Source organism: Brachybacterium halotolerans subsp. kimchii (genome assembly GCF_020792675.1).
Lineage (GTDB): Bacteria > Actinomycetota > Actinomycetes > Actinomycetales > Dermabacteraceae > Brachybacterium > Brachybacterium halotolerans.
Genome location: NZ_CP086254.1, coordinates 1,161,314 through 1,186,871, shown reverse-complemented (window position 1 = coordinate 1,186,871; position 25,558 = coordinate 1,161,314). Strand labels below are relative to the sequence as shown.

Annotated in this window: 28 protein-coding genes; 22 read left to right on the top strand and 6 right to left on the bottom strand. The window is 73.0% G+C overall.

Annotation, left to right across the window (positions count from 1 at the left end):
- The 12 genes from Bra3105_RS05335 (at nucleotide 1) to Bra3105_RS05280 (ending at nucleotide 9,396) form a co-directional block, all read left to right on the top strand.
- Nucleotides 1-243: an RNA-binding protein gene (locus Bra3105_RS05335; protein ID WP_200503605.1), complete on the top strand. Its 243-nt coding sequence runs from the start codon at nucleotides 1-3 to the stop codon at nucleotides 241-243.
- A 105-nt stretch (nucleotides 244-348) separates the two neighbouring features.
- The gene (rimM, locus tag Bra3105_RS05330) at nucleotides 349-903 is read left to right on the top strand and encodes a ribosome maturation factor RimM (protein ID WP_200503604.1); all 555 of its coding nucleotides are present in this window, start codon (nucleotides 349-351) and stop codon (nucleotides 901-903) included.
- Nucleotides 904-906: 3 nt separating this feature from the next.
- The gene (trmD, locus tag Bra3105_RS05325; protein ID WP_228358897.1) at nucleotides 907-1,638 is read left to right on the top strand and encodes a tRNA (guanosine(37)-N1)-methyltransferase TrmD; all 732 of its coding nucleotides are present in this window, start codon (nucleotides 907-909) and stop codon (nucleotides 1,636-1,638) included.
- 290 nt (nucleotides 1,639-1,928) lie between these two features.
- Entirely contained in the window at nucleotides 1,929-2,279 is a 351-nt protein-coding gene (gene rplS, locus Bra3105_RS05320) for a 50S ribosomal protein L19 (protein WP_200503602.1), read from the top strand.
- 2 nt (nucleotides 2,280-2,281) lie between these two features.
- A complete protein-coding gene (gene lepB / locus Bra3105_RS05315) occupies nucleotides 2,282-2,857 on the top strand; it encodes a signal peptidase I (protein ID WP_228358896.1) in 576 nt (191 codons plus the stop codon).
- Nucleotides 2,858-2,867: 10 nt separating this feature from the next.
- The gene (gene lepB, locus Bra3105_RS05310; protein WP_228358895.1) at nucleotides 2,868-3,677 is read left to right on the top strand and encodes a signal peptidase I; all 810 of its coding nucleotides are present in this window, start codon (nucleotides 2,868-2,870) and stop codon (nucleotides 3,675-3,677) included.
- An 8-nt stretch (nucleotides 3,678-3,685) separates the two neighbouring features.
- Nucleotides 3,686-4,561, top strand: coding sequence for a ribonuclease HII (locus Bra3105_RS05305; RefSeq protein WP_228358894.1), 876 nt, complete (start codon nucleotides 3,686-3,688; stop codon nucleotides 4,559-4,561).
- The gene (locus tag Bra3105_RS05300) at nucleotides 4,558-4,860 is read left to right on the top strand and encodes a DUF2469 domain-containing protein (protein ID WP_109275318.1); all 303 of its coding nucleotides are present in this window, start codon (nucleotides 4,558-4,560) and stop codon (nucleotides 4,858-4,860) included. Before Bra3105_RS05305 ends, Bra3105_RS05300 begins: the two co-directional genes overlap by 4 nt.
- 146 nt (nucleotides 4,861-5,006) lie before the next feature.
- Entirely contained in the window at nucleotides 5,007-5,414 is a 408-nt protein-coding gene (locus Bra3105_RS05295) for a YraN family protein (protein ID WP_200503600.1), read from the top strand.
- The gene (locus Bra3105_RS05290; RefSeq protein WP_228358893.1) at nucleotides 5,411-6,976 is read left to right on the top strand and encodes a YifB family Mg chelatase-like AAA ATPase; all 1,566 of its coding nucleotides are present in this window, start codon (nucleotides 5,411-5,413) and stop codon (nucleotides 6,974-6,976) included. The genes Bra3105_RS05295 and Bra3105_RS05290 overlap by 4 nt, the downstream gene beginning before the upstream one ends.
- Nucleotides 6,976-8,253 carry a DNA-processing protein DprA gene (gene dprA, locus Bra3105_RS05285; RefSeq protein WP_228358892.1) on the top strand — a complete coding sequence of 426 codons (1,278 nt, stop codon included), beginning with the start codon at nucleotides 6,976-6,978 and terminating at the stop codon, nucleotides 8,251-8,253. Before Bra3105_RS05290 ends, dprA begins: the two co-directional genes overlap by 1 nt.
- 81 nt (nucleotides 8,254-8,334) lie before the next feature.
- Nucleotides 8,335-9,396, top strand: coding sequence for a tyrosine recombinase XerC (locus Bra3105_RS05280; protein WP_228358891.1), 1,062 nt, complete (start codon nucleotides 8,335-8,337; stop codon nucleotides 9,394-9,396).
- Between the two features lie 10 nt (nucleotides 9,397-9,406).
- Here Bra3105_RS05280 and Bra3105_RS05275 read toward each other — a convergent pair whose 3' ends face one another.
- Nucleotides 9,407-10,024, bottom strand: a complete 618-nt coding sequence (locus Bra3105_RS05275; RefSeq protein ID WP_228358890.1) for a murein hydrolase activator EnvC family protein — start codon at nucleotides 10,022-10,024, stop codon at nucleotides 9,407-9,409.
- 523 nt (nucleotides 10,025-10,547) lie between these two features.
- Between Bra3105_RS05275 and rpsB the strand changes: the two genes are divergently transcribed.
- From rpsB to Bra3105_RS05230, 9 genes are all read left to right on the top strand, one after another.
- Nucleotides 10,548-11,570, top strand: a complete 1,023-nt coding sequence (gene rpsB, locus Bra3105_RS05270) for a 30S ribosomal protein S2 (RefSeq protein ID WP_228358889.1) — start codon at nucleotides 10,548-10,550, stop codon at nucleotides 11,568-11,570.
- 99 nt (nucleotides 11,571-11,669) lie between these two features.
- Complete coding sequence (gene tsf, locus Bra3105_RS05265) at nucleotides 11,670-12,494, top strand: translation elongation factor Ts (protein ID WP_228358888.1); 825 nt, start codon at nucleotides 11,670-11,672, stop codon at nucleotides 12,492-12,494.
- Between the two features lie 193 nt (nucleotides 12,495-12,687).
- Nucleotides 12,688-13,446 (top strand): UMP kinase, encoded by a 759-nt coding sequence (pyrH, locus tag Bra3105_RS05260; RefSeq protein ID WP_200503594.1) that lies wholly within the window; start codon nucleotides 12,688-12,690, stop codon nucleotides 13,444-13,446.
- Between the two features lie 177 nt (nucleotides 13,447-13,623).
- Nucleotides 13,624-14,190, top strand: coding sequence for a ribosome recycling factor (gene frr, locus Bra3105_RS05255; protein WP_228358887.1), 567 nt, complete (start codon nucleotides 13,624-13,626; stop codon nucleotides 14,188-14,190).
- Nucleotides 14,191-14,224: 34 nt separating this feature from the next.
- Nucleotides 14,225-15,139: a phosphatidate cytidylyltransferase gene (locus tag Bra3105_RS05250; RefSeq protein WP_228358886.1), complete on the top strand. Its 915-nt coding sequence runs from the start codon at nucleotides 14,225-14,227 to the stop codon at nucleotides 15,137-15,139.
- Entirely contained in the window at nucleotides 15,136-16,488 is a 1,353-nt protein-coding gene (gene rlmN, locus Bra3105_RS05245) for a dual-specificity RNA methyltransferase RlmN (RefSeq protein ID WP_228358885.1), read from the top strand. The genes Bra3105_RS05250 and rlmN overlap by 4 nt, the downstream gene beginning before the upstream one ends.
- A gap of 124 nt (nucleotides 16,489-16,612) precedes the next feature.
- Nucleotides 16,613-17,161 (top strand): hypothetical protein, encoded by a 549-nt coding sequence (locus Bra3105_RS05240; protein ID WP_200503591.1) that lies wholly within the window; start codon nucleotides 16,613-16,615, stop codon nucleotides 17,159-17,161.
- A 76-nt stretch (nucleotides 17,162-17,237) separates the two neighbouring features.
- Nucleotides 17,238-18,578: a M50 family metallopeptidase gene (locus Bra3105_RS05235; protein WP_228358884.1), complete on the top strand. Its 1,341-nt coding sequence runs from the start codon at nucleotides 17,238-17,240 to the stop codon at nucleotides 18,576-18,578.
- A gap of 13 nt (nucleotides 18,579-18,591) precedes the next feature.
- The gene (locus tag Bra3105_RS05230; RefSeq protein ID WP_228358883.1) at nucleotides 18,592-19,440 is read left to right on the top strand and encodes a GNAT family N-acetyltransferase; all 849 of its coding nucleotides are present in this window, start codon (nucleotides 18,592-18,594) and stop codon (nucleotides 19,438-19,440) included.
- Between the two features lie 6 nt (nucleotides 19,441-19,446).
- On the opposite strand, the gene Bra3105_RS05225 is transcribed toward Bra3105_RS05230, so the two are convergent.
- From Bra3105_RS05225 to Bra3105_RS05205, 5 genes are read right to left on the bottom strand one after another with little or no spacing between them, the layout of a single operon-like run.
- Nucleotides 19,447-20,301, bottom strand: coding sequence for a class I SAM-dependent methyltransferase (locus Bra3105_RS05225; protein WP_228358882.1), 855 nt, complete (start codon nucleotides 20,299-20,301; stop codon nucleotides 19,447-19,449).
- A 4-nt stretch (nucleotides 20,302-20,305) separates the two neighbouring features.
- Nucleotides 20,306-21,181: a class I SAM-dependent methyltransferase gene (locus tag Bra3105_RS05220; RefSeq protein ID WP_228358881.1), complete on the bottom strand. Its 876-nt coding sequence runs from the start codon at nucleotides 21,179-21,181 to the stop codon at nucleotides 20,306-20,308.
- Nucleotides 21,182-21,237: 56 nt separating this feature from the next.
- Nucleotides 21,238-22,239 (bottom strand): ABC transporter substrate-binding protein, encoded by a 1,002-nt coding sequence (locus Bra3105_RS05215; protein WP_228358880.1) that lies wholly within the window; start codon nucleotides 22,237-22,239, stop codon nucleotides 21,238-21,240.
- Nucleotides 22,236-23,243 (bottom strand): ABC transporter permease, encoded by a 1,008-nt coding sequence (locus tag Bra3105_RS05210; protein ID WP_228358879.1) that lies wholly within the window; start codon nucleotides 23,241-23,243, stop codon nucleotides 22,236-22,238. Before Bra3105_RS05210 ends, Bra3105_RS05215 begins: the two co-directional genes overlap by 4 nt.
- Nucleotides 23,240-24,868 (bottom strand): sugar ABC transporter ATP-binding protein, encoded by a 1,629-nt coding sequence (locus Bra3105_RS05205; RefSeq protein WP_228358878.1) that lies wholly within the window; start codon nucleotides 24,866-24,868, stop codon nucleotides 23,240-23,242. The genes Bra3105_RS05210 and Bra3105_RS05205 overlap by 4 nt, the downstream gene beginning before the upstream one ends.
- A gap of 300 nt (nucleotides 24,869-25,168) precedes the next feature.
- Here Bra3105_RS05205 and Bra3105_RS05200 point away from each other — a divergent pair, with 300 nt between their 5' ends.
- Complete coding sequence (locus tag Bra3105_RS05200; RefSeq protein WP_228358877.1) at nucleotides 25,169-25,447, top strand: hypothetical protein; 279 nt, start codon at nucleotides 25,169-25,171, stop codon at nucleotides 25,445-25,447.
- Nucleotides 25,448-25,558 lie beyond the last annotated feature (111 nt).

Genomic DNA, 25,558 nt, shown 5'->3' with positions numbered 1-25,558 from the left:
ATGAGCGCACGCGCTGAGGCTCTCGACCACCTGGTCCGCGGCATCGTCGACAACCCCGACGACGTCCGCGTCACCGAGAAGGACACCCGGCGCGGCCCGCTCCTCGAGGTGCGCGTCAGCCCCGAGGACCTGGGGCGCGTGATCGGCCGCTCGGGCCGCACCGCCCGCGCCCTGCGCACCGTCACCGGAGCGATCTCCGAGGACGACGTGCGGGTGGACATCGTCGATGTCGACCGGCGCTGAGCAGAGCGCATCTCGCACCGCACACGGAGGCGGCACCGGTCACCGGTGCCGCCTCCGTCGCGTCAGGGCCCGTCGGCCCCATCCCCTCCGGCAGAAAGCGATCCCATGAACGCACTGGACGTCACCGTCGCGACCATCGGCAAGGCCCACGGGCTCAAGGGCGAGGTCGCGCTGATCCTGCGCACCGACCAGCCCGAGGAGCGCCTCGCCGCCGGCACCGTCTTCACCGCCGCGACGGAGACCGGCGAGCGGGACCTCACGGTCGCCGCGACCCGCATCCAGCAGGGACGCTGGTACGCGCGCTTCTCCGAGGTCTCGAGCCGCACCGACGCCGAGTCCCTGCGAGGGGTCGAGCTGACCCTCGCCGTGGACACCGAGGTCGAGGCCGAGGAGGACCCGGAGGCCTGGTACCCCTCCGAGCTCAAGGGCCTCGCCGTGCGCCACGTCGACGGACGCGAGCTGGGCACCGTCATCGATCTCGAGCACTACCCGGCCCAGGACCTGCTCATCGTGCGCGCCGCCGACGGCCGCCGCGTCATGCTGCCCTTCGTCGAGGAGCTCGTGCCCGAGGTCGACATCGAGGCCGGCACGGTGCTCGCCGACCCGCCCGGAGGTCTCTTCGAGGCGACGGACGAGGACGCCCCGGGAACCGGGGCCTGAGCCGTGCGCATCGACGCGATCACCATCTTCCCCGAGTACCTCCAGGCCCTCGACCTCTCCCTCATCGGGAAGGCGGCGCGCGACGGCCTGATCTCCGTGCACCGTCACGACCTGCGGACCTGGACCCACGACCGCCATCGCACCGTCGACGACTCGCCGCTCGGCGGGGGCGCCGGCATGGTCATGAAGCCCGAGCCCTGGGCCGAGGCCTTCGCCGCCGTGCTCGCCGCGGGCCGCGCCGAGCTCGGGGCCGACGCCCGTCCGCTCATCGTCTTCCCGAATCCCGCGGGGCGGGTGTTCCGGCAGGACCTCGCCCAGGAGTGGTCCGCGCGCGAGTGGATCGTCTTCGCGTGCGGGCGCTACGAGGGCATCGACGAGCGGGTCTACGAGCACCTGGCCGACGAAGGCCACGAGGTCGCCCTGGTCTCCCTCGGCGACTACGTGCTGAACGGGGGAGAGGTCGCCGTGCTCGCCCTCACCGAGGCGATCGTGCGCCTGGTCCCCGGTGTCGTCGGGAACGCGGCGTCGCTGGTCGAGGAGTCCCATTCCGACGGGATGCTCGAATACCCCCTGTACACGCGGCCGGCGCGCTGGACGGACCCGTCCGGCGCCGTGCGCGAGGCCCCCGAGATCCTGCTCTCCGGGGATCACGGGCGGATCGCGGCCTGGCGCGCCGAGCGCTCCGCCGAGCGCACGCGGGAGCGCCGCCCCGACCTCTGGGACGCCCGCGGCTGACCGCGTCGCGCCGTCCGGGCGTGATCTGCGCCGGACCGGATTGCCGGGGTGCTCGCGCTGCTGGCAGAATGACCCGCTGTGTGCATGCCGCGCACCGCTCTGCCCCAGGGGAGCGATGCAGGCAGCGGCCGGGCAGGTCCGTCGCGTCGGAAACGCGGCCAGAGGCCCAGCACCACGGAGCGGCGCGACTCCTCGCGAGCGGCGCCGCACCGGAACCCACGGTTCACCATGCAGGGGCTCAGCCCCTTCGAGAACCCCGTCCGACCTGGGGCGAACGGCAGGAGAGAACGATGCAGAAGCTCGATGCGATCGATCAGGCGCAGCTGCGGGACGACGTCCCCGATTTCCGCGCCGGCGACAACATCAAGGTCCACGTGAAGGTCGTCGAGGGCAACCGCTCCCGCGTGCAGGTCTTCCAGGGATACGTCATCGCCCGTCAGGGCGACGGCATCCGCGAGACCTTCCGCGTGCGCAAGGTGTCCTTCGGCGTCGGCGTGGAGCGCGTGTTCCCCGTCCACGCCCCCACGATCGACAAGATCGAGGTCGTCACCCGCGGTGACGTCCGCCGCGCGAAGCTGTACTACCTGCGCAACCTCACGGGCAAGAAGGCCCGCATCAAGGAGAAGCGCGAGCACTCCTGAGCGTGCCCAGCACCTCGTCCACGCGGCGGCGGCCACTCCTGGTGGCCACCGCCGCGTGCGTCGTCCTGCTGCTGGTCGTCGCGTTCGGGGTGCGCCAGTTCGTCGCCGCGCCGTTCCGGGTGCCCAGCGAATCGATGGAGCCGACGCTGCGCTCGGGCGACGTGATCCTCGCCGACCGCACCGGCGGCACGGCGGTGCATCGCGGCGAGCTGGTCGTCTTCGACGGCTCGGGCTACTTCCCGAAGGACGGCGCGATCTCGCGCTACTGGGTCAAGCGCGTGGTGGCCGTGGGCGGCGACAGCATCCGCTGCTGCGACGACGGCGGGCACCTCGTGCTGAACGGCGAGAGGCTCGAGGAGCCCTACCTCGCGCCCGGCACCGACACCACCACGGTCCGCTTCGACCTCGAGGTCCCCGAGGGGCGCATGTTCGTCCTCGGCGACAACCGCGCGGACTCCACGGATTCCCGCTTCCTGCTCGGATCGCCCGGCGGGGGCATGATCCCGACCGATCGCGTGATCGGTGAGGCCAGTCGCATTGTCTGGCCCCTGGGAAGAGCGGGCCGACTCGACCGATAGGATCAGCGCGATGAACGAGAAGGCGCCGACCCCCGGGGACCACGATCCCGAGGACGCGACCGTCCGCGACCAGTCGTCGGAGGGCGTGAGCGCCGACGGCCCGGGGCAGCGGCCCCAGCCCGGCCGGAGCGGCGGCGCACGCGCCGCACGGCGCCGCGGATACCGCGGGAGCTGGCTCGACTACGCGGTGACCATGCTGGTCGCGCTGATCATCGCCGTGCTCGTCAAGACCTTCCTCATCCAGCCGTTCTTCATCCCCTCGGACTCGATGAACCCGACGCTGGTCCAGAACGACAAGATCCTGGTCTCGAAGCTGAGCCCCGGGGTCTTCGACCTCCATCGCGGCGACGTCGTCGTCTTCGAGGACACGCAGAACTGGATGCAGAGCGAGACGGGGACGGACCAGTCCTCCCGCTACCGCCTGCTCACGGTGCTCAGCTGGGTGGGACTGGCCCCCGATCCCTCGCAGAACCACCTGGTCAAGCGCCTGATCGGCCTTCCGGGTGATCACGTGAAGTGCGTCGAGGGCGGAGATCTCTCTGTGAACGGCAAGACCCTCGACGAGCCGTACATCAACCCCGAGACCCCCGCCTGTCAGACCTCCTTCGACGTCACGGTCCCGGCGGACAAGCTCTGGGTCATGGGCGACAACCGCTTCGACTCCGCGGACTCCTCGTACCACTACTCGCAGGGCGAGGAGCCCTACGTCGACGAGGACGACGTCACCGGCCGCGCGGTCGCGATCTTCTGGCCCGTGAGCCGCTGGACCGGACTGGGCGACGGGCGCGACGCCTTCGCCTCGGTCCCCGACCCCTCCTGAGGGCGCCCGTGACCGCGCCCGCGTCCTCGACTGCTGGTCGGCGCCGCGCGTCGGCCCCGACCTGGGACACCGAGATCGCCCTCGCGCTCGCGCACGCCGATGCCGCGCACCCCGCGCCGCACGGCGACGCAGCCGCCGACCCCGCGCGCCCCGTCGTCATCGCGGGGGTGGACGAGGTGGGTCGCGGCGCGCTCGCGGGCCCGGTGGTCGTCGGGGCCTTCGCGGTGCTCATCGGAGCCGACGGTCCGGAGCGCGCCCTGCCCGAGGGCGTCCGCGACTCCAAGGCCCTCACCGCCCGCCGCCGCGAAGCCCTCGTCGGCCCCCTCCGGGAGGTCGCCCACGCCCACGCCCTGGGGTGGGCGAGCCCCGAGGAGATCGACGCCCGCGGCATCCTCGCCGCGCTGAGCCTCGCCGCGGGCCGCGCGATCGCCGGGCTCGGCGTCGCCGCGGACATCGTGCTCATGGACGGCGACGCCGACGTCATCACCCCGGCCCTCGCCGCACAGGGACCCGGAGCGGCCGACGGGCGGGAGGCCGGGCGCCCCCTGCCCTCCGTGCACCTGCGCGTGAAGGCCGACCGCGACTGCATGAGCGTCGCCGCGGCGAGCGTGCTCGCGAAGGTCGCTCGCGACGCGCACATGGTCGAGCTCGACGCCCTCGCGCCCCACTACGGCTGGGCGGGCAACAAGGGGTACGGATCGGCGGCGCACCGCGAGGCGCTGCGGACCCGCGGAGCCCACGCCCAGCACCGCAGGTCCTGGAACCTGGGACTCCCCGTGAGCGGGGCCGCGAACGTCCAGGAGACGCCGGGCGTCCCTGGCGTACTGTGGTCGGACGCGGGCGAGCAGCCCCGTCCCCGGATCCCGAAGGAGGCGCAGCCGTGAGCACGCAGGACCTCGAGAGCTACGAGTCCGACATGGAGCTGCAGCTCATCCGGGAGTACCGCGACGTGGTGGGGCTGTTCACCTACGTCGTCGAGACCGAGCGCCGCTTCTACCTGTGCAACCAGGTCGACATGCAGGTCCGCACCGCCGGTGGCGAGGTCTTCTACGAGCTCACCCTGGCCGACGTCTGGGTCTGGGACATCTACCGCTCGAGCCGCTTCGTCCGCTCCGTGCGCGTGGTGACCTTCAAGGACGTCAACATCGAGGAGCTCGCGAAGCCGGACATCGCGCTTCCCTGATCCCTGAGCCCTGATCCCCTGGGGCGACGGACGGGCCGATCCCGTCGGCCGGCCGCGGGTCGCCCTCCGTTCCTCCCCAGTGCCCCGTCATCCACAACGGCGACCCCGGCCGCGCGCGAGGCGTGCGCGAGCGCCAGGGTGAGGGCATGACACGTCGACCCGCACCCATCCCGTTCCCCGCCGCCGTCCCGCTGGCCAGGCTCAGCGCCCTCGAGCTCGGGAGGATCGGCGAGCAGGTCGTCGCCGACCATCTCGCCGGGGCCGGCTGGCAGATCGTGGAGCGCAATGCCCGCTTCCGCGCCGGCGAGATCGACATCGTCGCCCTCGAGGGCACCACCCTCGTGTTCGTCGAGGTCAAGACGCGCCGCACCCTGGTGACGGGTGTCCCGCAGGCGGCCGTCACCCCGTTGAAGATGCGACGCCTGCGCGCACTCGCCGGCGCGTACCTCATGGAGCACGCCCCGCGGCACCACGAGGTGCGGATCGACGTGGTCGCCGTGCACGTGCTGGGCGCGGGCGGCTGCGAGATCGAGCACCTGCGGTCCGTGTCATGAGCGCCGTGACCACGCGCCGGGGCGCGAGGACGGGCGCCGTCGGGCTGCGCGGCGTCACCGGGACCCTCGTCGAGGTCGAGGCCGACGTCGCCACAGGGCTGCCCGCGTTCTCCCTGGTCGGCCTTCCGGACTCGACAACCCTCCAGGCGCGCGAGCGGGTGCGCGCGGCTGCGGGGGCCATCGGCACCCCGCTCGCCCAGCGCAGGATCACCGTGAATCTGAGTCCCGCGTTCATCCACAAGGTGGGCTCGGGGTTCGACCTCGGGATCGCCGTCGCGATCCTCGCCGCCCAGGGCACGCTGGACCCGGAGGCGGTGGCGGACGTCGTCCACCTCGGCGAGCTCGGTCTGGACGCGACGCTGCGCCCGATCCCGGGAGTGCTGCCCGCGCTGATCGCCGCGCGCGCGGCGGGCGTGCGCCGCGCCGTCGTCCCCGAGCAGAACGCGCGCGAGGCACGCCTCGTGGAGGGCATCGAGGTGTTCTCCGCGGTGGACCTGGGCCAGGTCATGCGCCACCACGGATGCCGGGCGCCGCTGAACCCTCCCGCCCAGAAGACCCTCGCACCGCGCAGACCTCCCGCGACCCGAGCGGAGGCCGGTGCGCGCCGCCCAGGCCTCGACTTCGCCGACGTCATCGGTCAGGCCCAGGCGCGCCGTGCCGCCGAGGTCGCCGCCGCCGGCGGGCACCACCTGATGCTGCAGGGGCCTCCGGGCACGGGGAAGACGATGATCGCCTCGAGGATCTCCGGGATCCTGCCCGCCCTCGAGGACGAGGACGCGATCGCCGTCAGCGCGATCCGCTCCCTGGACCGGAGCTTCGACGCCGGAGGCGGCCTGATCCGCACCGCCCCCTTCGAGAGCCCGCACCACACCGCGAGCGCGCCGAGCGTGATCGGCGGCGGCAGCGGCATCGCCCGCCCCGGCGCGGTCTCCCGCGCCCATGCCGGGGTGCTGTTCCTCGACGAGGCCCCCGAGTTCAACTCCCGCGTGCTCGAGGCGCTGCGCGAGCCCCTCGAAACGGGCGACATCACCCTGCACCGCGCGCTGAGCGTCACCCGCTATCCCGCGCGCTTCCAGCTCGTGCTCGCCGCCAACCCGTGCCCCTGCGGGCTGTCGTGGGGGAAGGGCACCCGCTGCACGTGCACCCCCATGCAGCGCCGCAGCTATCTCCGGAAGATCTCCGGCCCGGTGCTGGACCGGATCGACATGCGCGTGGACGTGGGGCCGGTCGACCCGATGCGACGGGACGCCGGCGCCTCCGAGCCCAGCGCGGAGATCGCCCGGCGCGTCGCCCGCGCCCGTCAGAGCCAGGCGGCGCGCTTCGCCGACGAGCCCTGGCACCTGAACTCCCAGATCCCCGGCCCCGAGCTGCGGCGCACGTACAGCGCCGACGAGCGCGCCGCGGCCATGCTCCAGCGCGCCCTGTCCCACGGCCGCCTGACCCTGCGCGGCCACGACCGCGTGCTGCGCGTCGCCTGGACCCTCGCCGACCTCGACGGCAGCGCGCGCCCCGACACCGACCACGTGGGCCTCGCGCTCACCCTGCGCGGGAAGGACCTGTGATGACCGCGGCGAGCTCCCGGGACCGCGCGTGCGAGGAGAGTGCGCAGGCGCACGAACGACTCGCGTCGGACGCGCGAGGCACGTCCGACGCGGCGTCGTCGGCGGATCGCATGGCCCGCATCACCTGGTCGCTGCTCGCGGAGCCCTCCGACGATGTCGCGCACTCCACCTGCACGGTCCACGGCGTGCGCGAGGGGCTCGAGATCCTCGCCCGAGGAGATCTCGACGCGGTCGAGCACGCCCTGCGCATCCTGCCGGTCCACGACCCCACCGCGCCGCGTGCGCAGCGCATGGATCGTCGCGCCGCCGCCGCGGCCGGGCTCTCGCGCTGGAAGGAGCGCGAGGGGAGGATCGATGCGCGGTCCGTCCTGGATCGGGCCGCCGGCCAGGGAATGCGCGTGATCGTGCCCGGGGACGCGCAATGGCCCGCGGGTCTCGACGACCTCGGCCCCGCCGCCCCGTTCTGCCTGTGGGCCCACGGCCCCGGGGATCCGGCACGGCTCGCCGACGAGCGGGCGATCGCGATGGTCGGCTCCCGCGCCTCCACCCCGTACGGCGAGGACTGCGCCTCATCGATGGCCGCGCAGCTCGCCGCGGAGGGGTCGACGGTGCTCTCGGGCGGGGCCTACGGCATCGACGCCGCCGCGCACCGCGGGGCGCTCGCCGCCGGAGGACCCACGATCGCCGTCCTCGCCGGAGGTCTCGACCGGCTGTACCCGCGGGGGAACGACCAGCTGCTGCGCGCCATCCGCGAGCGCCACGTGCTGCTGAGCGAGGCACCGCCGGGGACGGCGCCCACGCGATGGAGGTTCCTCGCCCGCAACCGGCTGATCGCGGCGCTCGCGCGCATCGTGGTGGTCGTCGAGGCGGCCTGGCGCTCCGGCGCGCTGTCCACCGCGCGGCACGCCGGGGCGATCGAGCCGCCGCGCACCGTCGCTGCGCTGCCCGGGCCGGTCACCTCGGCCGCCTCCGCGGGTTGCCATCGGCTGGTGCGCGACGGGCAGGCCGTCCTGGTCACCGAGGCGCAGGAGATCCGCGAACTGCTGCCGCACTCGGCACCGGCCGGCGACTCCTCCTTCGCCCAGCAGGACGAGCTGGACCTCCTCGACCCCGCCGACCGGCACGTGCTGGACGCCGTCCCGCCGCGCTCGCGCATCACGATCGACCGCCTCGCGAGCGAGGTCGGCCGCCGCGAGAGCGAGGTGATGGCGGCCCTGGGGAGGCTCGACGCCCTCGGGCACGTACGCATCACCGGGGAAAACGTGGGCCGGCGCTGAGCGAGCGAACGGCCCGGCGACGCGCCCTCGCCGACTGCGCGCCGCCCGGCCCCGTCGCCGGCGCGGTGCGACACTGGGCCCATGGCCACCGGGAGCACTGCACGCGACGGGGGAGCGGTGCGTGCCCCGGAGGACGATCAGGTGCTCGACGCCTTCGCCGAGCACCTGCGCTTCGAGCGAGGACGCTCCGAGCACACGGTCGCCGCCTACTCCCGAGAGGCGCGCAGCCTGCTCGTGCATCTGCACGAGGTCGAGCGCATCGAGCTCGCCGATCTCGACGTGACGGCCCTGCGCTCCTGGCTCGGCGCCCGTGCCGAGGCCGGCCTCGCCTCCTCGTCCCTCGCCCGGGCGGCCGCTGCCGCGCGCACCTTCACCACCTGGCTCGCGCGCACCGGACGGATCCCTCAGGACATCGGCGGCCGGCTCAAGGCTCCCAAGCGGGGTCGCCATCTGCCCGCCGTGCTCAGCCAGGGCCAGACGGAGGAACTGCTCGAAGCGGCCGAGCACGGGACCACCCCGCCTCGCCCCGCGGGCGGCGCGCACGGCACGGGGCGCGGGGAGCGGTCGGGACGGAGCGCAGACGACCGGAGCATCGACGGCCAGCTCGCAGACGACTCCCGCCGCGAGATCGACGAAGCGCTGCGCCGGCGCGATGCGGCGGTGCTCGAGCTGCTCTACTCCTCGGGCCTGCGCGTCTCCGAGCTCGTCGCCCTCGACCTGCGCTCGATCGACCACGCGGAGCGCACCGTGCGCGTCCTCGGCAAGGGGTCCAAGGAGCGCATCGTGCCCGTCGGCCTCCCCGCGATCCGCGCGATCGAGGAGTGGACCGGCACGGGCCGCCCGGTGCTCGCGTCCGGGGGCTCGGGCGAGGCGCTGTTCCTGGGGTCCCGCGGGGGTCGCCTCGGCGACCGCGCGGTGCGCACCCTCGTGGACCGCCACGCCCAGGAGGCGGGGATCCGCCGCCACATCAGCCCGCATACGCTCCGCCACACCGCCGCCACGCACCTCGTGGAGGGCGGCGCGGACCTGCGCAGCGTCCAGGACTTCCTGGGCCACTCCTCGCTGGGCACCACGCAGATCTACACCCACGTCAGCGCCGAGCGCCTGCGCAGCACCCTGGACCAGGCGCACCCGCGCGCCTGACCGCCGGCCCTCAACCCGCGCGCCGAGCGAGCAGGGCGAGCGCCGTCCCTGCCGCCTCCAGGGGCAGCAGCACGCTCGGCTCGGCCCCGCGCAGCAGCGGCTCGGGATCCACGTAGTCGGCGCCTCCGCGTCGAGCCCCGAGATGCAGGCACGCCTGCGCGCAGTGGCTCGCCCCCTCGCCGTCGCCCGGCCCGCCGTCCCCGCCCTCCTGGAGCTCGCCGATCACCTGGCCGGCGCGCACCCGATCACCCGCCGCCACCTCCGCCGTCACCGGTTCGTAGGTCGAGAGCAGCCCGTCGGCGTGCAGGATCGAGACCACGCCCCGACCGGCCACGGAGCCGGCGAACCGGACCGTCCCGTCCTCGACGGCCCGCACCTCGGTGCCGCTGGCGAGGATGTCCACGCCCCGGTGGCCCGGCCCGTAGCGGTGCTCGGGCGCGACGAACGGAGCGATGATCCGAAGCGGGGGAGCCATCGGCCACTCCCAGCGGGCCCGCGCAGCTGAGGTCGCACCGGCCCCGTCGCCGCCCGCGGTGTCCCCGGGAGACCCGGGATCCCCGTGCGCGGGGACCGTCATCTGCACCGCGGCGACCAGCACCAGGCCCATCAGCGCGACCAGGAGGCGCACAGCGCCGCAGGGGACGTGGGCGTCCCGAGGGGCGCCCGGACGGTGCGCGGTCCGCGCGGCGTGCGCGCCTTGGGCAGAGCGAGTGGGGTGCGCACCATGAGCACGGCGGGTCGGGTGAGGAGCCATGCCCGGATCCTCGCTCCGCACGCGCCGTCCCGTCGGCCCCGGGGCCCGACGGTGGACAACCGGGGCATGGGGAGGATCGGCGGGATGAACGCACGTGCGCGCGTGATGCACGGCGCTCCCCGGAGGGTGCCTGCGGGCACCGCGGTCGGCTAGACTGACGACAGCGTCCGGCATGTCCGGGCGACTTCGCGTGCCCGCATGGTCCATCCGGTCGTCGGTCCTCGCGATCCGCGTCCCCGCCTCCCGGCGGGGAGGGATCCGGGGAGGTCGGAGGACCGGGCACCAGGCCCTGCGCCGTCCGGCGGCAGGGGAGAACCGAGAATGCAGGTCCTGCGCGAGGACCGCGGACGCCGCCACGGTGCGCCGCGCGAGCCCAGGGCCGGGAAAGAGACAGACCATGGCAGTCGTCACCATGCGCCAGCTCCTCGAGAGCGGCGTCCACTTCGGACACCAGACCCGTCGCTGGAACCCGAAGGTGAAGCGCTTCGTGTTCGCCGAGCGCAACGGCATCTACATCGTCGACCTGATGCAGACGCTGACCTACATCGACAAGGCGTACGAGTTCGTCCGCGCGACCGTCGCCCACGGCGGCACCATCCTGTTCGTCGGCACGAAGAAGCAGGCGCAGGAGTCCATCCGCGAGCAGGCCACCCGCGTGGGCATGCCCTACGTGAACCAGCGCTGGCTCGGCGGCATGCTCACCAACCTGCAGACGGTCTCGCAGCGCGTGAACCGCCTCAAGGAGCTCGAGCAGATCGACTTCGACGATGTGGCCTCCTCCGGCCGCACCAAGAAGGAGCTGCTGATGATGCGCCGCGAGAAGGACAAGCTCGAGAAGACCCTGGGCGGCATCCGCGACATGGGCCGCACCCCGAGCGCCGTCTGGATCGTGGACACCAACAAGGAGCACCTCGCCGTCGACGAGGCCCAGAAGCTCAACATCCCGGTCGTCGCGATCCTCGACACCAACTGCGACCCCGACGAGATCACCTACCCGATCCCGGGCAACGACGACGCGATCCGCTCCGTCGCCCTGCTGACCCGCGTCGTGGCCGACGCCGTCGCCGCGGGCCTCCAGGACCGCCACGCGAAGTCGGAGAAGGGCGAGAAGAACGTCTCGGCGGTCGACGCCGAGCCGCTCGCCGAGTGGGAGCAGGAGCTGCTCAAGCAGTCCGAGGTCCAGCAGGACGGCGCCCCCGCCGAGGAGTCCGTCACCGCCGAGGCCGAGGGCGTCGCCGGTGCCGAGAAGAAGCTCGAGGAGCAGAAGGCCGCCGCGGCCGAGGAGAAGGCCGTCGAGGAGACCCCCGAGGTCCCCACCGCCGACGCCTCCGACGTCGAGGCCTCCGAGGTCCTCGGTGCCGAGGAGGACGCCAAGGCGTCCACCGGCGAGACCGAGGTCCAGACCGAGCCCTCCGAGTGAGCGCGCTCCCCGGGCGGGGTGCGTCCTTCGCGGCGCGCCCCGCTCGGGGGCTCCTCCCCACCTCCCCGCACGACCTCTCCCACCAGGAAGAAGGAACACATGGCGAACTACACGGCTGCTGACATCAAGGAGATCCGGGAGTCCACCGGCGCCGGGATGCTCGACGTCAAGAAGGCACTCGACGAGGCCGAGGGCGACAAGGCCAAGGCCGTCGAGCTGATCCGCGTCAAGGGTCTCAAGGGCATCGCCAAGCGCGAGGGCCGCAGCGCCTCCGAGGGCCTCATCGCCGCGGACATCCGCGACGCCGAGGGCGGTCAGGAGGGCACCCTCGTGGAGCTCAACTCCGAGACCGACTTCGTCGCCAAGAACGACAAGTTCGTCGCCCTGGGCGACGAGGCCGTGGCCGCGGCCGTCGAGTCCGGCGCGACCGACCCCGAGCAGCTCGCCGAGACCTCCTTCGGCGAGGCCCTCACCAGCGCCGCCGCGACCATGGGCGAGAAGATCGTCGTGCGCCGCATCGGCCGCGTGAAGGGCGAGGTCGTCACCTCGTACATGCACCGCACCAACAAGGACCTGCCCCCGCAGGTCGGCGTGCTCGTCGCCACCGACGAGGCCGGCGCCGAGGTCGCGCGCGACGTGGCGATGCACATCGCCGCCTACTCGCCCGCGTACCTCACGCGCGACGAGGTGCCCGCGGAGATCGTCGCCGACGAGCGCCGCATCGCCGAGGAGACCGCGAAGAACGAGAACAAGCCCGAGAAGGCCATCCCGAAGATCATCGAGGGGCGACTCAACGGCTACTTCAAGGAGAACGTCCTGCTCGACCAGGCGTTCGCCAAGGATCCCAAGCAGACCGTGGGCAAGGTCCTCGAGGGCGCCGGCGGCACCCTGACGGGCTTCGTCCGCTTCCGCGTCGGCAACTGATCCCGCGCATCTGACGAGCGCCCGGGCCCCGCGCCCGCGCCGCGCCCGCCAACGGCAGGGCCCCGCATCCGCCACGGATGCGGGGCCCTGCGTCGTCACGCGTGCGGACGTGATCACGTCCGCGCCGATCCATGGGGTCCGTCGCCCCGTGCGCCGGTATCATCGCCCGAGACCTCGACCGGAAGGACCTTCCATGACCCAGGCGTCCGTCACCTCCCAGATCCCGGTTCTCCCGAAGAAGGAGGGCGGTCGCCGCGTCCTCCTCAAGCTCTCGGGCGAAGCCTTCGGCGGCGGCACCGTGGGCGTGGACCCCGATGTCGTCTCCCGCATCGCCGGCGAGATCGCCGAGGGCGTCGCGCAGGGCGTCGAATGCGCCGTCGTCGTGGGCGGGGGCAACTTCTTCCGCGGCGCCGAGCTCTCGCAGCGCGGCATGGACCGCCGCCGCGCCGACTACATGGGCATGCTCGGCACGGTCATGAACAGCCTCGCGCTCCAGGACTTCCTCGAGCAGAAGGGCGTCTCCACGCGCGTGCAGACCGCCATCGCGATGGGCCAGGTCGCCGAGCCCTACCTGCCGCTGCGCGCCGTGCGCCACCTCGAGAAGGGCCGCGTGGTCATCTTCGGCGCGGGCGCGGGCATGCCGTACTTCTCGACCGACACGGTCGCCGTGCAGCGCGCCCTGGAGATCGGATGCCAGGAGGTGCTGATGGCCAAGAACGGCGTGGACGGCGTCTACACCGCCGACCCGCACAAGGACCCGACGGCCGAGAAGATCGAGCAGATCACGTACGGCGACGCCCTGCAGCGCGGCCTCAAGGTCGTGGACGCCACGGCCTTCAGCCTCTGCATGGACAACGCCCAGCAGATGATGGTGTTCGGCCTGGACACCCCCGGCAGCATCACCCGTGCCATGGTGGGCGACCGCATCGGCACCCTCGTCACCGGCGACTGAGCCCGCGAGGCGGGGCGGACGCCGTCCGGCCCGGCCCCGTCGGCCCCGTCCCGCGCCGCCCGACCGCCGCCGGTCGCGCACGACGGGGAGCGATGGGGGAGAATGGACCGCGGTGCCGGCGCACGGAGCCGGTGCCACCACGACCTGAGCCACGAGAAGAGCAGCGAGGAGCGCGACGTGAGCGATGACATCCCCGGTGTCCTGAAGGACGCCGAGACCAAGATGACCAAGACGATCGAGGTCACCAAGGAGGACTTCTCCACGATCCGCACCGGTCGTGCGAACGCTGCCATGTTCCAGGGCATCACCGTGGAGTACTACGGCGCCCCGACCCCGCTGAACCAGCTGGCCTCCCTGCAGTTCCCCGAGGCCCGCACGGTCATCGTCACCCCCTACGACAAGTCCTCCACGGGGGCCGTCGAGAGCGCTCTGCGCGACTCCGACCTGGGCGTGAACCCCACGAACAACGGCGACAACCTGCGCATCGTCCTGCCGGCCCTCACCGAGGAGCGCCGCAAGGACTACATCAAGCAGGCCAAGTCCAAGGCGGAGGACGGCCGCGTGGCCGTGCGAGCCAGCCGCGGCACCGCCAAGAAGGCCATCGAGAAGCTGGTCAAGGACAAGGAGGTCGGCGAGGACGAGGGCTCGCGCGCCGAGAAGGACCTCGAGGCGCTCACCAAGAAGTACATCGAGCAGGTCGACGAGGCCCTCGCGGCCAAGGAGACCGAGCTGGCCACGGTCTGAGCGCTCGCGCTCCCTCCGCCCGCTCGTCCGCGCCGTGGTCCCCGCAGCACCCGATCGCACCGCCCCGTCCCTCCCGGACGGGGCGGTGCCGGGTGCGCCCGAGGACGGGACCCGGCCCGAGGGCGAGGCCCCGGCGGCCAAGCGGCGCGGGCCGGGCCGCGACCTGCGCGCGGCGATCCCCGTCGGCATCGGCCTCGTGGCCGTGCTGCTGGTGTGCCTGTTCGTCGTCCCCGTCGTCTTCCCCGCCTTCATCGCGCTCGCGCTCGTCCTCGCCGTCCTCGAGCTGACCCGCGCGCTCGCCGCCGGGGGCATGCGGGTGCCCGTGATGCCCGTGCTCGTGGGCGTGGTCGGCATGGTCGTCACCACCGAGGTCTTCCGCCTGGACGGCCTGGTGATCGCGACGGCGCTGGCCGTGTGCGTGCTGATCCTCTGGCGCGTCACCGAGTCGATGGGCACCGTCGCCCTGCGCGACGTCGCCGCGGGCGTGTTCACGATCGCCTGGGTGCCCTTCCTGGGCTGCTTCGCGCTCCTGCTCTTCGATCGGCCCGACGGCGCCCTGCTCGTGCTGCTCGCGTTCCTCGTGCCCGTCGCCAACGACACCGGCGGCTTCATCGCCGGGGTGCTGCTGGGGAGGCATCCGATGGCCCCGTCGATCAGCCCCAAGAAGAGCTGGGAGGGATTCTTCGGCTCGCTGGTGCTGGGCACCGCCGCGGCCGTCGTCTTCCTGGTGTTCGCGGACACCGCGCCCTGGTGGACGGGCCTGGTCATCGGCCCGGTGCTGGTGATCATCTCGACCTGCGGCGATCTCGCCGAGTCCCTGCTCAAGAGGGACCTCGGCATCAAGGACATGGGGCACCTGCTGCCCGGCCACGGGGGCGTCCTGGATCGCATCGACTCGATCCTGCTGGCGGCCCCCGCCACGTTCATCCTCCTGGAGGTGCTGGTATGACGCACGACCTTCCCGATCCCGCCGTGCCCGCCCCCGGCGCCCGCGACGCGGGCCCGTCGGCCGACGGGGCGAGCCTGCCCGACCTCTCCCGCGAGGCGGTCCCGGGCGAGAAGATCGCCCTCGCCCCCGGTCAGCTGCAGCTGCGCCCCACCCGGCGCGGCAAGCCGCCGGCCCACCTCGCGGACCTGACCATGGACGAGCGCATCGCGGCCGTCGAGGAGATGGGCCTGCCGGGGTTCCGCGCCAAGCAGCTGTCCGTGCACTACTTCGAGCACGCGACCGTCGACCCCGAGGCGATGACGGACCTGCCCAAGGACCGCCGCGAGGAGCTCGTCGCCCGCTTCTTCCCGCAGCTGCTCACGCTCGTCTCGATGCAGAGCGCCGACAACGGCGCCACCCAGAAGATGCTCTGGCGGCTGTTCGACGGCTCCCTCGTGGAGTCCGTGCTCATGCGCTACACGGGCCGCACCACCCTGTGCATCTCCTCGGAGGCCGGCTGCGGCATGAACTGCCCGTTCTGCGCGACCGGGCAGATGGGGCTGAGCCGCAACCTCTCGACCGCCGAGATCCTCGAGCAGGTGCGCATCGCCAACGGGAAGCTCGCCGCGGGCGACGTCCCCGGCGGCACCGGCCGCGTCAGCAACATCGTGTTCATGGGCATGGGCGAGCCGCTCGCGAACTACCGGCCGGTCGCGACCGTCTGCAAGCGCCTGAACGCCCCGGCCCCCGAGGGCTTCGGGATGAGCGCCCGCAACATCACCGTCTCGACCGTGGGCCTCGCCCCGGCGGTGCGCAAGCTCGTCAAGGAGGAGATCCCGGTGACCCTCGCGGTCTCCCTGCACGCTCCGGACGACGCCCTGCGCGACGAGCTCGTCCCGATCAACACCCGCTTCGACGTCGACGAGATCCTCAGCGCCGCCCACGAGTACTTCGAGGCCACCGGCCGTCGTGTGAGCATCGAGTACGCGCTGATCCGCGACATCAACGACCAGGAGCACCGCGCCCAGCTGCTCGCCGACCGCCTGATCGACAAGGGCGGGCGGCACTGGGTGCACGTGAACCCGATCCCCCTGAACCCCGTCAAGGGCTCGAAGTGGACCGCCTCGGACCCGATGGTGGAGAAGCGCTTCGTGGAGACCCTGCGGGACAACGGCATCCGCACCACGATCCGCGACACCCGCGGCTCCGACATCGACGGCGCCTGCGGCCAGCTCGCGGCGACCGTCATCGAGTCCGACACGCACCGCGCCGACCGCGAGGCGCGCGTCGCCCGCGTCGAGGCCATCGCCTCCCGTCCCGAGGACGACGAGGGCACCGTGCTCGAGGACGCTCCCGAGACCGTGGGCTGAGGGTCGCGCCCCACCCGGCGCGTCCGTCCCGCCCGGCGCGTCCCGCCCGGCGCGGCATCAGCTCCCCGCCCCGCCCGCTCGGTACAGTGGGGGAGCGGCATCGACCCCTGGAAGGAACTGCCCCGTGAGCACATCGTTCGAGCGCGTCTCCCGCTTCAGCGTCGGCTACGACCCGCATGAGGTGGACGACTTCCTCGCGCGCGCCCGCACCGCCTACGAGCACGGCGGCTCCGGCTTCGACAGCGCCGACGTCACGTCCGCGAGCTTCGGCACCCTCCGGGGCGGCTACGACATGCGCACCGTCGACGAGGCCCTGGACCGGCTCTCGGACGCCTTCGCCCTCCAGCAGCGCGACGACGCCATCGCCCGCCAGGGCGAGGAGCAGTGGATCTCGCGCCTCACCGAGCGCGCCGAGACCCTCAAGGACCGCCTCGAGCGCCCCGCCGGGGAGCGGTTCGCCCCCGGCGCCCACGGTGAGCGCTCCTACGACCGCACCGACGTCGACGCCCTGTGCGACCAGCTCATCGCCTACTTCACCGAGGGCCTGCCGATGAGCGTGGACGACGTGCGCCGCGCGGCCTTCCGCCGCCGCAAGGGCGAGGACGGCTACCAGGAGGCCGTGGTGGACGTGTACCTCGACCACGTCGCCGACCTCATGGCCTCCGTGCCGTGATCCTGCCTGTCCGGACCCCGTCGGCCGCATCCGGGGACCCCCGGAACGCACCCGCCGCGAGCGGGCGCCCCCGCCCATGACCGTCCTCCTGTACGCGCTCGGGGTGCTGGCCGTGGCCCTGGGCATCGCGGTCTCGATCGCCCTGCACGAGCTGGGGCACCTGATCCCCGCCAAGGCGTTCGGGGTGCGCGTCACCCAGTACATGATCGGTTTCGGGCCGACGATCCTCTCCCGTCGCCGCGGCGAGACCGAGTACGGCGTCAAGGCGATCCCGCTGGGCGGGTACATCTGCATGATCGGCATGTATCCGCCGCGCCGCGACGACGCCCCGGGGACGATCCGCGAGGACTCCACGGGCCTGTTCCAGCAGATGGCGCAGGACGCCCGCGAGTGGGAGGCCGAGCAGTACGACCCGGCCGAGTCCCATCGCACGTTCTCCGCGCTGACCGTGCCGCGCAAGCTCGTCGTCATGCTCGGCGGGCCGACGATGAACCTCCTGATCAGCGCGGTGCTGCTCGGTGTGCTCGTGTGCGGTATCGGCCTGCCGGCGTCCTCGACGACCGTCGAGACCGTCTCCCGCTGCGTGCTCCCGGCCGACGCCCCCGAGGGCACCTCCTGCACGGGTCATCCCGAGGCCCCCGCCCTCGCCGCGGGGATCGAGCCCGGCGACCGGCTGCTCGAGATCGACGGGCACGCGATCGATCAGTGGGCCGACGTCACGAGCGCCGTGCGCGGCGCCGGCGACCGCGAGATCGACGTGGTCGTCGAGCGCGACGGGGAGCGGCTCGCCCTGCACGCGACACCGATCCTCGACGAGCGCCCCGTGATCGCGGAGGACGGCAGCGCGAAGACCGACGCGCACGGCGACGTGGTCACCGAGGAGGTCGGCTTCCTGGGCGTCGGCCCCGGTCAGGAGCTGCAGCGGCAGTCCCCGCTCGACGTGCCGGGCACGGTCTGGCAGACCTTCGAGGGGACCGCCCGCATCGTCGTCACGCTGCCCATGCGGCTCATCGACGTCGCGAAGGCCGCCTTCGGCGACGGCGAGCGGGACCCCGACGGGCCGATCGGCGTGGTCGGCGTGAGCCGGCTCGCGGGGGAGGTCGCGAGCGCCGACCAGCCCCGCTTCGACCTCACGGCGAAGGTCTCCACGCTGATCTCGATGCTCGCCTCGCTGAACATGGCACTGTTCGTGTTCAACCTGATCCCGCTCATGCCGCTGGACGGCGGGCACGTCGCGGGCGCCCTCGTCGAAGGGGTCCGACGGCGCATCGCCCGCTGGCGCGGGAGGCCCGACCCGGGCCCGGTCGACATGTCGCGGCTGCTGCCCCTGACGAACGTGGTCGCGCTGCTCTTCCTCGCGATGACCGTCATGCTGCTGTATGCGGACATCGTGGACCCCATCACCCTGTTCCCGTGAGAGGCTCGGATCCATGTTCTCCCGCGGTCCTCGGCTGCGAGCCCTGAGACCCACCGGCGTGCAGGGCGCGATCGACCACGTCCTCACGGACCCCCTGGTCAACGCCCTGCCGGGCGCGCGGCTCGTCGACATCCGCCACAGCCTGAGCGTCGGCCAGGAGTTCAGCGTCGCGGGGGAGGAGCGGCGCACCGACGGGCTCCTCTGGCACGGCGTGAACGTGTCCCCGGTGAGCGCGAGCCCCCGCGCGATCGGCCTGTTCGCCGAGCACCTCGCCGCCCGGCCCCGCCGCTGCAGCTCGATCGTCGGGGAGCGCTCGGCGGTCACGTCGCTGTGGGCGCAGCTGGCCCCCGTCTGGGGCCGGCAGATCCGCGAGCAGCGCTGGTCCCAGCCCCTGCTCGAGGCGACCGCAGAGCCGTCGCGACCCCTGCCGCCCTCGGGCCTGCGCCGGGCGGTGCGCGGGGAGGAGGAGATCGTCTTCCCCGCCGCGGTCTCCATGTTCCGCGAGGAGGTCGGCACCGACCCCCTCGCGCATGACGGAGGGCGCGGCTATCGCTCGCGCGTGCGCGACCTCATCACGCTGGGCCGCACCTACGTGGTCGTGCGCGACGGGCGGGTGCTGTTCAAGGCCGACGTGGGCGCTGTGCTGGGCCCCGTCGCCCAGATCCATGGCGTCTGGGTGGACCCCGAGCGCCGCGGGGAGGGGATCGGCCGCGCGGCCATGCACGACCTCGTCGGCCTGGTGGCCCGGGACCACGCCCCGCGGGTCTCCCTCTACGTCAACGACTTCAACGAGCCCGCGCGCCGCGCGTACGCGGCCGCCGGCTTCACCCAGCGCGGCGAGCTCACCACGATCCTCTTCTGAACGCGCTCAGGGCCGCGCGATGATCAGCCGCAGGGAGCCGTCGAACGCCTCCGCCTCGCGCAGATGCCCGTGCCGCGCATCCCAAGCCCCGGACTCGAGGTCCGTGCCCAGTTCGCGCACGAAGCGCTCGGAGACCTCCGGGCCCACGAAGCTCCACGCCGAGTTCGCCGTGCGGGCGCCCGGATCCAGCAGGGCCTCGGGCCTGCCGAAGTAGGCCTCGCCGAAGCCGTCGGTGCAGCCGCGCGGGATCGGCAGCTCCCGCACCTCGACGTCGCCGCCCAGGATCTCGGCGATCCGCGCGGGAGCCGGGTAGCGGGAGGCCTCGGTCGCGATCACCTCGGGCGCGTACTCGGCCAGCCAGAACCGGTCGAGCGCCGCCGGATCGCAGCTCAGCACGACGACGGGCCCCGCGGTCACCCGCCGCACCTCGCGCAGCCCCTTCTCGAGGTCGCCCCACTGGTGGACGGTGAAGGAGGCGAGCGCCGCGTCGAAGGCGCCGTCGGCGAACGGGAGGTCCTCGGCGCTCGCCTCGATCGCGGGGGCGAGGTCCGACGGCCGCTGCGCGCGCATGGTGGCGCTCGGCTCGACGGGCGTGACCTCGCGGTCCGTCGGCTCGTAGGAACCGGCGCCCGCGCCCACGTTCACCAGCGTGCGCGCGGTGCCCAGCGCGTCCTCGATCGCCTCCGCGATCCGCGGGTCAGGCCGGCGGTAGGTGCGGTAGCCCGCGCCGATCGCCGAGTAGTCGGCGTCCCCGGCGGAGCCGTCGCCGCCGGGCGCCGCGGTGCCGGCGGGGGCGGAGGGATCGGGGGACGTCGAGGAGGCGGGGGCGGGGGCGGATGCGGGATCCCAGGAGTGCGTCATGCGCTCATCCTTCACCATCGGTCCCGTCGGACTCACCGGCCCCGCCCGCCGGCCGGTGGGCGGTCGCGACGAACTGCAGGGCGATCCGGTCGGGGTCCTCCCGGAGACGCCAGCGATCTCCCTCGCGCACCATGAGATCGGGCCACGGGCACCAGGCCGAGTACGGCGTCTCCTCGAGCGAGTCGAGCACCAGGCCGGCCTCCAGCAGGGCGTTCACGATCTGCGCGAGGGAGTGGTTCCACTGGTGGCTGCGGCTGTGCGCGATCGCGGGGGCATCGGGCGGAGCCTCCACGTAGCTGAACTCCTCGTCCCAGGTCATGGGCTGCTCGCGCTCGAAATAGGGCTGTTCGATGCGCAGCCCGTCGCTCACGTCCTCGCCGATGGCCATGAACATCGGATGGTCGTCGCGGACGAGGAATCTGCCGCCGGGGCGCAGCAGGGAGGCGATCACGCGCGCCCAGGTGCGCACGTCGGGCAGCCAGCACAGCACCCCGATCGACGTGTACACGAGGTCGAAGTCCCCGCTCACCGCCTCGCGCGCGTCGTACACGTTGGCCTCGACCAGCTCGAGATCGGCGCGGCAGCGCTCGGCGATCCGTGCGGCCCGGGCGAGGGAGGCGGGGGAGAGATCCAGGCCCACGACCCGGCGGGCGCCGAGGCGTGCGAGCCCGACCGTGTCGGTGCCCAGGTGGCACTGCAGGTGGATGACGTCGAGCCCCGTGAGGTCCCCGAGGCGCTCGCGGTCCTGGGCCAGCGCGGGACTGATCGCCGACGGGTCGGCGACGAGCTCCTCGATGCCGTAGCCCGAGGTCTCGTGGAGCGCCGAGCGGTCGTCCCAGTTGGCGCGGTTGTCGGCGAAGTGCTGTGCACGGGGGTCCATGCTCCGACGGTAGCGGGCGGGGGCCGCAGGAGCCGAGGGGTTTTCGCCCGGCACGCTCAGAGGTACACCGCCCGCTGCACGTCGTCGCTGTCGATGTTGTCCCCGTCGTACCAGAGGAAGCCGGTGTCGATCATCCTCTCGACCTTCTTCCCCGCGAGGGCCTGCAACGCCGTGCCCACGGTGAGGCGTCCCATCTGCATCGGGTCCTGGGTGACGGCGCCCGCCATCTCGCCGGCGCGGATCGCCTCGACCTGCGCGCGCCCGGAGTCGAAGCCGATCACGGCCAGGTCGGTGCGCCCGGACTCCTCGACGCCCTTGAGGACGCCGATCGCCGATCCCTCGTTGGTGCCGAACAGCCCCTTCAGGTCGGGATGCGCGGTGATCATGGAGCGCGCGATGTCGGCGGACTTCGCCTGGTCGCCCTCCCCGTACTGCACCTCGAGGGCCTCCACCCCGGGCCCGTACTCCTTCAGCCCGGCCAGGAAGCCGTCGCGGCGGTCGGTGCCGGAGAGGGACACCTGGTCGTGGGCGACGATCCCCACCTGGCCCTTCCCCTCGATCAGCTCGCACATGTGCTTGGCGGCCTCCTTCGCGGCCGCGGCATTGTCGGTGGCGACCGTCGCGAGCGGGATGTCGGAGTCCACGCCCGAGTCGAAGGCGATCACCGGGATCCCCTTGGAGTCCGCCTCCTCGAGGGCCAGCGCCGCCGCGCGGGAGTCCAGGGCCGCGAGGCCCAGCGCGTCGGGGTTCCGCGTCACGGCGTTCTGCAGCATCGTGATCTGGGCCTCGACGTCGGTCTCCGCGGGCGGGCCCTCGAAGGTGAGGACCACGCCTTTCTCCTCGGCCTCCGCGCGGGCGCCGCGTCGCACGGCCTGCCAGAACTGGTGCTGGAAGCCCTTCGAGACCAGGGCGATGTGCGTGACGTCCTCACGCGAGCGTCCGCAGCCCGCCGCCGGCAGCAGCAGGACCGCACCGCCGAGGGCGAGCACCGTCCGACGGCTCGGCGCGCGCCGACCGGGACGCGGCCCGCCGACCGCCCCGGCCCCGCCCCCGTTCATGCCGTGCGCTCCGCGCGACGACGCAGGCGGTCGATGAACACGGCCACCAGGATCACCGCTCCGAGCAGGACGTCCTGCCATTCCTGGGGGATGGAGAGGATCTGCAGACCGTTGGTGAGCACGGAGATGATGAGCGCGCCGATCACCGTGCCGACGATCGTCCCGCGCCCGCCGGACAGCGAGGTCCCGCCGATGACGACGGCGGCGATCGCGTCGAGCTCGTAGCCCATGCCGGTCGCGGGCTGCGCGGAGCCGAGCCGGGCCGAGATCATGACGCCCGCGAGCCCGGTGAACAGACCGCCCACGATGTAGACGATCATCAGCCACTTCCTCACGGCCACGCCCGCGAGCTCCGCGGCCTCCTGGTGGGAGCCGATCGCCGTCGCGTAGCGCCCCAGCAGGGTGCGGGACATGAGCACGGCCGCGATCACGGCGGCGAGGGCCAGCACGAGCACGGCATTGGGGATCGAGGGGATGATCGTCCCGGTCGAGAAGCCCATGTAGGAGGGGTCCTCGAAGTAGATCGGTGCGGCGCCGGAGATCACCAGCGCGAGCCCGGAGGCGACCATCATCATCGCCAGGGTCGCGATGAACGGCGGCAGGTCGAGGATCGCGACGCTCACCCCGTTGATCAGGCCGATGAGGCCGCCGAAGAGGATCGCGAGCACGATGCCGAGCGGGACAGGGATCCCCCAGTTCACGATGAACATGCCGCTCATCACCGCGCACAGCGCCATTCCCGTGCCCACCGACAGGTCGATGCCCGCAGTGGTGATCACGAAGGTCGCGCCGAGGGCGAGCAGGCCGATCACCACGGTCGAGTACAGGATCGTGACGATGTTCCCCCAGGTGGGGAAGATCGAAGGACTCGCGATGGAGAACGCGAGGAAGATCAGGACGAGAGTCCCGGCGGCCAGCAGCTGCTGGAGGCGGACGCGGCGCGGTCCGCGCGGGCGGCCGGTGCCGGACTCCTCGCGGGTCGGGGAGGCGGCGAGCGTGCTCATCGGTGTCCTTCCGTGGTGGCGGTCGCGTCGGTGCGTCCGCGCTCGGGGGCGGGGTCGGGATCTGCGGCGCGTGGGTGGCCGGGGGCCTCCTCGACGGCGGCGAGGCGCATGACGGACTCGGGGTCGGCGTCGGCCGCGTCGAGCACCCCCGCGACGCGGCCCTCGGCCATGACGACGACGCGGTGGGCCAGGCGCAGCACCTCGGGCAGCTCGGAGGAGATGACGATCAGGGAGCGGCCCTGCGCGGCGAGGTCCTCGAGGAGCGAGTGGATCTCCTCCTTCGCGCCGACGTCGATGCCGCGGGTGGGCTCGTCGAAGATCAGCACGTCGCTCTCCCGCATCAGCCAGCGTCCGATGACGGCCTTCTGCTGATTGCCGCCCGAGAGGTTCTTGATCGGCTGCTCGAGGTGCGGGGTGCGGATGCGCAGCGCGCTCGCCTGCTCCTCGGCCGCCCGGCGCGCGTCGGCGCGGCGCACGAGGCCCGCGCGCTGGAAGCGGGAGCCGAGCGAGGAGAGCTCCATGTTCGCCAGCACGGAGCTCTCGAGCATGAGGCCCAGGCGCTTGCGGTCCTCGGGCAGGTAGCCGATGCCCGCGCGGGCCGCCTGGGCGGGGGAGCGGAAGGCGACGGGTCGTCCGCGCAGGCGGACCTCTCCGCCCTGGCGGGGGAGGGAGCCGATGAGCGCTTGGGCCGTCTCGGTGCGCCCGGCGCCCATCAGGCCCGCGAAGCCCAGGATCTCGCCCTCGCGCAGCTCGAAGGAGACGTCGCGGACGAGCGGCTCGCTGCGCAGGTGCTCGACGGAGAGGAGGACCTGACGGTCCTCGCGACCGGGCTGCGCGTCCCGGGGAGCGCGCGCACGCCCGGTGGTCACGGGGCGCCCGACCATCTTCGTGACGACCTCGTCGAGGGTCGCGCCGGCCATCGGGAAGTCGTCCACGTACTCGCCGTCGCGGATGACCTGCACGCGGTCGGCGAGACCCCGCAGCTCCTCCATGCGGTGCGAGATGAAGACGACGCCTGTGCGCGGGGTGACGAAGTCGCGGATGAGGGTGTGGAGCGCGGCGGCCTCGGTCTCGTTGAGCGCGGCCGTGGGCTCGTCCATGACCAGCACGCGGGCGTCGAAGCTGAGCGCCTTCGCGATCTCGACCATCTGCTGCTGGGCGACGGTGAGGTCCTCTGCGCGGGCCGACGGGTCGAGGTCCATGCCGAGCCGGTCCAGCAGGTCCCGGGTGCGCGACTCCAGGTCCCGGGGACGGGTGAACAGGCCTGCTGCAGGGTTCTCACGGCGCAGGAAGACGTTCTGCGCCACGGTGAGCGCGGGGATCAGGTTCAGCTCCTGGTGGATGATCGCGAGCCCCTGACGGGCCGCGTCCAGGGGGCCGCTCACCCGCAGGGGCCGCCCCAGGTAGCGGAACTCGCCCGCGTCCGGGCGGTGCACGCCGGTGAGCACCTTCATGAGCGTGGACTTCCCGGCGCCGTTCTCGCCGACCAGGGCGAGCACCTCTCCCGCGTGCAGGTCGAGACGCATGTCGGAGAGCGCGCGCACTCCGGGGAACGTCTTCACGGCGCCCCGCACCTCGAGCAGCAGCTCGCCCTCGGGATCGGGAGCCCTCTGCGGATCCGTCATCGCACACGCACCGTCCGGACATCGTTGTCGGAAATCGATTACTCGATGGTACGGGGGAGACGGTGCGCCGTGTCAACCCGGTGCGCGACGATGTCCTCCCCTGCGCCCCTCCGCAGGTCGCGCCGCTCGTCGCCCCGTTTCCACCCCAGGTCGTAGGAGGGGCCCCGAGGACCACCCCGGGGGCCGATGCGGTGATGTCGGCGCCGCGCGAGGATGGGGGCATCCCGGTCGGAGCGGCGAGCGCACGAGCGCGAGCAGCCACCGCCGTCCGGCACGCAGAAACCCACGAAGGAGAGCACGTTGACACACACGTCCATGAGCGTCCGCACCGGTGACGAGACCGGACGGGGCACGGCGAGCCTCGTCATCGGCATCTGCTCGCTGATGGCCGGCTGGATCTTCATCGGCCCGATCATCGGCCTGTGGCTGGGCGTCTCCTCGCGCGGCCGCGAGCCGCTGGCTCGCGGGCGCGCGGGCTGGGGGATCGCGCTGAACCTGATCGCGCTGCTCGGCTGGATCGTGCTCGTGGGCATCGTGCTCGTCTCCAGCGTCGGCATGGCGCTGCTCCAGCAGAACTGAGCGGGGCCCCGGGCGGCGGACCTGCACGAGGCACGGGCGCGTCTCCTCTACGATGGTGGGGGCTCCTCCCGCCGTCGTGGGGCGCCCACCACTCCGTTCGAAAGGCCCTCC

What these genes read in the sequence shown, in the direction of transcription:
- Bra3105_RS05205 (WP_228358878.1), bottom strand. Translation starts at nt 24,868, where the DNA reads ATGACGGATCCGCAGAGGGCTCCCGATCCCGAGGGCGAGCTGCTGCTC.
- pyrH (WP_200503594.1), top strand. Translation starts at nt 12,688, where the DNA reads ATGACCCAGGCGTCCGTCACCTCCCAGATCCCGGTTCTCCCGAAGAAG.
- rimM (WP_200503604.1), top strand. Translation starts at nt 349, where the DNA reads ATGAACGCACTGGACGTCACCGTCGCGACCATCGGCAAGGCCCACGGG.
- Bra3105_RS05225 (WP_228358882.1), bottom strand. Translation starts at nt 20,301, where the DNA reads ATGACGCACTCCTGGGATCCCGCATCCGCCCCCGCCCCCGCCTCCTCG.
- lepB (WP_228358895.1), top strand. Translation starts at nt 2,868, where the DNA reads ATGAACGAGAAGGCGCCGACCCCCGGGGACCACGATCCCGAGGACGCG.
- Bra3105_RS05280 (WP_228358891.1), top strand. Translation starts at nt 8,335, where the DNA reads ATGGCCACCGGGAGCACTGCACGCGACGGGGGAGCGGTGCGTGCCCCG.
- Bra3105_RS05235 (WP_228358884.1), top strand. Translation starts at nt 17,238, where the DNA reads ATGACCGTCCTCCTGTACGCGCTCGGGGTGCTGGCCGTGGCCCTGGGC.
- Bra3105_RS05220 (WP_228358881.1), bottom strand. Translation starts at nt 21,181, where the DNA reads ATGGACCCCCGTGCACAGCACTTCGCCGACAACCGCGCCAACTGGGAC.
- rlmN (WP_228358885.1), top strand. Translation starts at nt 15,136, where the DNA reads ATGACGCACGACCTTCCCGATCCCGCCGTGCCCGCCCCCGGCGCCCGC.
- Bra3105_RS05215 (WP_228358880.1), bottom strand. Translation starts at nt 22,239, where the DNA reads ATGAACGGGGGCGGGGCCGGGGCGGTCGGCGGGCCGCGTCCCGGTCGG.
- Bra3105_RS05295 (WP_200503600.1), top strand. Translation starts at nt 5,007, where the DNA reads ATGACACGTCGACCCGCACCCATCCCGTTCCCCGCCGCCGTCCCGCTG.
- rplS (WP_200503602.1), top strand. Translation starts at nt 1,929, where the DNA reads ATGCAGAAGCTCGATGCGATCGATCAGGCGCAGCTGCGGGACGACGTC.
- tsf (WP_228358888.1), top strand. Translation starts at nt 11,670, where the DNA reads ATGGCGAACTACACGGCTGCTGACATCAAGGAGATCCGGGAGTCCACC.
- Bra3105_RS05335 (WP_200503605.1), top strand. Translation starts at nt 1, where the DNA reads ATGAGCGCACGCGCTGAGGCTCTCGACCACCTGGTCCGCGGCATCGTC.
- rpsB (WP_228358889.1), top strand. Translation starts at nt 10,548, where the DNA reads ATGGCAGTCGTCACCATGCGCCAGCTCCTCGAGAGCGGCGTCCACTTC.
- dprA (WP_228358892.1), top strand. Translation starts at nt 6,976, where the DNA reads ATGACCGCGGCGAGCTCCCGGGACCGCGCGTGCGAGGAGAGTGCGCAG.
- Bra3105_RS05290 (WP_228358893.1), top strand. Translation starts at nt 5,411, where the DNA reads ATGAGCGCCGTGACCACGCGCCGGGGCGCGAGGACGGGCGCCGTCGGG.
- Bra3105_RS05230 (WP_228358883.1), top strand. Translation starts at nt 18,592, where the DNA reads ATGTTCTCCCGCGGTCCTCGGCTGCGAGCCCTGAGACCCACCGGCGTG.
- Bra3105_RS05210 (WP_228358879.1), bottom strand. Translation starts at nt 23,243, where the DNA reads ATGAGCACGCTCGCCGCCTCCCCGACCCGCGAGGAGTCCGGCACCGGC.